At 72.1% G+C, this 4,379-nt stretch carries 1 protein-coding gene; it reads left to right on the top strand.

What is annotated here, in order from left to right; genetic code table 11:
• Window positions 1-4,379: type I polyketide synthase (locus tag ACZ6CL_RS42765; RefSeq protein ID WP_468946951.1), on the top strand; the 4,379-nt coding region annotated here is incomplete at both ends.

Below are 4,379 nucleotides of genomic sequence, written 5' to 3'. Positions count from 1 at the left end.
GGCATCACCATCGACTGGACTCCCCTGCTCGGCGACACCTCCGTTCCCACCGCCCTCCCCACCTACCCCTTCCAGCGCCAGCGCTACTGGCTGGAAAGGCCCAGGCCCACAGCGGGTGCTGACGGTCTGGGGCTGACGGCGACCGGTCACCCCGTGCTGACCACCCTGGCCGAACTTCCCAACGGTGGCGGGCACCTCTTCACCGGCCGCGTCACCGGGACCGACCCCGCCTGGGTGGCCGAGCACGCCATCTTCGGGGCGATGATCGTCCCCGGCGTGGCCTTCGTGGATCTCCTCCTCCACGCGGCACGCCACGTGGACTGCGACCACATCGAGGAACTGACCCACCACGTATTCCTCGCCGTGCCGGAACGCGGCGCACTTCAGCTACGGGTCCTTGTCGAACCGGCGGACGACTCCGGGCGGCGCTCCCTCGCGGTCTACTCCCGGCCGGAGGACGCCCCGGCCGAGAACGAGTGGACCTGCCACGCGACGGGAGTGCTCGCGTCCGGGGAGCGGGAAGCCCCGTCGACGGCCGGTGTGCTGACGGACGAGGTCTGGCCCCCGGCCGCCTCGGAGCCCGTGGACACGGAGGAGTTCTACCGCCGGGTCACCGGCGCGGGCTTCGGCTACGGGCCGCTGTTCCGGGGGATGCGCGCGGCCTGGCGGGACGGGGACACCACGTACGCGGAGGTGTCGCTGCCCACGGACGCGGATCCCGGCGCGTACGGCATTCATCCCGGCCTGCTCGACTCGGCGCTCCAGCCCGCGGCGCTCATCGCGGGGCGCGAGGCGGCGGAGGACACCATCAGGGTGCCGTTCTCGTGGAGCGGCGTGTCCCTCCATGCGACGGGGGCGAGCGCCCTGCGCATCCGCCTCAAGTGGCCCACCCCGGACACGGTGTCGCTGGTCATCGCCGACCAGACGGGGGCGCCGGTGATGACGATCGACGCCCTCATCATGCGGTCGGTCGGCCCCGACCAACTCGCCGCCGCGCGTGCCGCCGACGCCGGAGAGCTGTACGAGGTCGACTGGCTCGCCGTCCCCACGCCCGAGGACGAGGTGCGGGACACGGTCGAGATCCCGCAGGACGCGGTGGCACTCCCGACAGCGCCGCGGGACGACGACGCCACGGGCCCCGATGTGTTCGTCACGTGGTGTGTCTCCGAGGACGACGCCGACCCGGCAGAGTCCACCCGCTCCCTCACCCACCGTGTGCTCGGTCTCGTCCAGGCCGTCGTGTCCGACGAACGGCCGGACTCCCGCCTGGTGATCCTGACCAGGGGCGCGATGTCCACCGCCACCGGAGACGAGCCGACCGACTTGGCCGGGTCGGCGGTCTGGGGACTGATCCGCACCGCTCAGTCGGAGCACCCGGACCGGTTCACCCTGATCGACCTCGACGGCTCGGATGCCTCGCTGAGGGCCGTACCCGCCGCCCGCGCCACCACGGAACCCCAACTCGCGGTGCGTGACGGCGCGCTCCTGGCCCCGCGCCTCGCCCGTACCGCCACCGATGCCACCCCCGGCACCTCACCGGTGCCGTTCGCCCCGGACAAGACGGTGCTCATCACCGGCGGCACCGGCGCCCTGGGCTCGCTCCTCGCCCGCCATCTGGTCACCACGTACGGCGTCCGGAGGCTGCTGCTCATCAGCCGGAGCGGCCAGCGGGCCGGAAGCACCCTTGCCACGGAACTCGCCGAACTCGGCGCCGAGGTCACCATCGCGGCCTGCGACGCCGCCGACCGGCCGTCGCTGGAAGCCCTGCTCGGGAGCCTGCCGGAGGAGCATCCGCTCGGAGCGGTGGTGCACTGCGCAGGGACGCTGGACGACGGGATCGTGACGGCGCTCAGCCCTGAGCGGTTCGACGGCGTGCTCCGCCCGAAGGTGGACGCCGCGTGGAACCTCCATCAGCTGACCCGGGACAGGGACCTGGACACGTTCGTCCTGTTCTCATCGGCGGTCGGTGTCCTCGGTTCCCCCGGACAGGCCAACTACGCGGCCGCCAACAGCTTCCTGGACGGACTCGCCCAGCACCGCCGTGCCTGCGGGCTGCCCGCCACGTCGCTCGCCTGGGGGCTGTGGGACCAGGGCGGCGGCATGGCCGGAACCCTCGATGAGCAGGACCGGGCGCGGATGGGCCGCAACGGACTGCTGCCGATGCCCGCCGAACAGGCGCTCGCGCACTTCGACGCGGCGCTCGGCGCGGAACCGGCGGTGGTGGTCCCGGCCAAGCTCGACCTTCCGGGCCTGCGGGCCCGCGCCACGTCCGCGCCGGTGGCGCCGATCTTCCGCGGGCTGGTCCGTACGCCCCTGCGCGCCGCCGCCCAGTCGGCTGCGGCCGGAGCGGACGCGGGCGGTCTGCGGCAGTCGCTCGCGGGGCACTCCGAGGCCGAGCAGGAGCGGATCGTCCTGGACTTCCTGCGCGGCCACGTGGCCACCGTCCTCGGACACGGCTCGCCCGACGCGATCGACCCCGCGCACTCGTTCAAGGACCTGGGCTTCGACTCGCTCAGCTCGGTGGAACTGCGCAACTCGCTCAACAAGGCGTCCGGGATGCGCCTTCCGTCCACGCTGCTGTTCGACTACCCCACCCCCGCGGTGCTGGCGGGCTATATGCGTGGCGAGCTGATGGGCAGTGGGCAGGCAGGTGCTCAGGTGGTCCGGCGCACCGCCCGTACCGCTCCGGCGGCCACCGGCACGGCCGAGCCGATCGCGATCGTGGGGATGGGGTGCCGTTTCCCCGGTGGCGCGAGCACACCGGAGGCGCTGTGGCGGCTGGTGGCCGAGGGACGGGACGCGGTGGGTGCGTTCCCGGACAACCGTGGCTGGGACGTCGAGAATCTGTACGACCCCGACCCCGATGTGCGCGGCAAGACCTACGTCCAACAGGGCGGATTCCTCTACGACGCCGACCGCTTCGACCCCGAGTTCTTCGGCATCACGCCGCGTGAGGCCCTCGCGCTCGACCCTCAGCAGCGTTTCCTCCTGGAGACGGCCTGGGAGACGTTCGAGGACGCGGGGCTCCGGCCGGACACCCTGCGCGGCAGTGCCACCGGCGTCTTCGCCGGAGTGGCCGCCCAGGAGTACGTCTCGCTGACGCATCACGGCGGTGAACCGGTCGAGGGCTATCTGCTGACGGGCACGACGGCGAGCGTGGCGTCCGGGCGGGTGGCGTACACGTTCGGCTTCGAGGGCCCGGCGGTCACGGTCGACACCGCCTGCTCCTCCTCGCTGGTGGCGCTCCACTTGGCGTGCCAGTCGCTGCGCAGTGGCGAGTGCTCCATGGCTCTCGCCGGTGGCGCGACGATCATGGCCAATGCCGGGATGTTCCTGGAGTTCAGCCGCCAGCGCGGACTGGCGCCCGACGGCCGGTGCAAGTCGTTCTCGGCCGGTGCCGACGGCACGATCTGGGCCGAGGGCGCGGGCATGGTCCTGCTCGAAAAGCTCTCCGACGCCCAGGCCAAGGGCCACCGCGTCCTGGCCGTCATCCGTGGCTCGGCGGTCAACCAGGACGGCGCGTCCAACGGTCTCACGGCGCCGAACGGTCCGTCACAGCAACGTGTCATCACCGCCGCCCTGGCCAACGCCGGTCTTACGCCTGACCAGGTGGACGCGGTGGAGGGCCACGGCACCGGCACCACCCTGGGCGATCCCATCGAGGCCCAGGCGCTGCTGGCCACCTACGGGCAGAACCGCGACGAGCCGCTGTGGCTGGGCTCGTTCAAGTCCAACATCGGCCACGCGCAGGCGGCCGCCGGTATCGGTGGCGTCATCAAGATGATCCAGGCCATGCGCCACGCCACCCTGCCCAAGACCCTCCACGTGGACGAGCCCAGCCCGCACATCGACTGGGACTCAGGCAACGTCCAGCTACTCACCGAGGCCCGTGCCTGGCCCGAGAACGGCCACCCCCGCCGCGCGGCCATCTCCTCCTTCGGTATCAGCGGCACCAACGCCCACCTCATCCTCGAACAAGCCCCCGCCACCTCTGTCGTGGAACCGGCCACCCACACCACCGCCGTCCCCTGGCTGCTCTCCGCCAAGACCGAACAGGCCCTCCGCGAGCAGGCGCAACGCCTCCTCGACCACACCAGCGAACACCCCACCCTCCACCCCATCGACATCGCCCACACCCTGGCCACCACCCGCACCACCTTCGACCACCGGGCGGTGGTGGTGGCGGACGAGCGCGAGGCGTTCGAGCGCGCGCTGGACGCCCTCACTCGCGGTGAGCCGTCCCCGGCCGTGGTCCACGGCACGCCCCACCCGGGCAAGACGGCATTCCTGTTCACCGGCCAAGGCGCCCAACGAGCGGGCATGGGACGTCGGCTCTACGACACCTACCCCGTCTTCCGGGACGCGTTCGACGAGGTCTG

Source organism: Streptomyces sp. NPDC041200 (assembly GCF_055591805.1).
The sequence above is the reverse complement of the archived record's forward strand: the minus strand, read 5'-3'. Positions and strand labels throughout refer to the sequence as shown.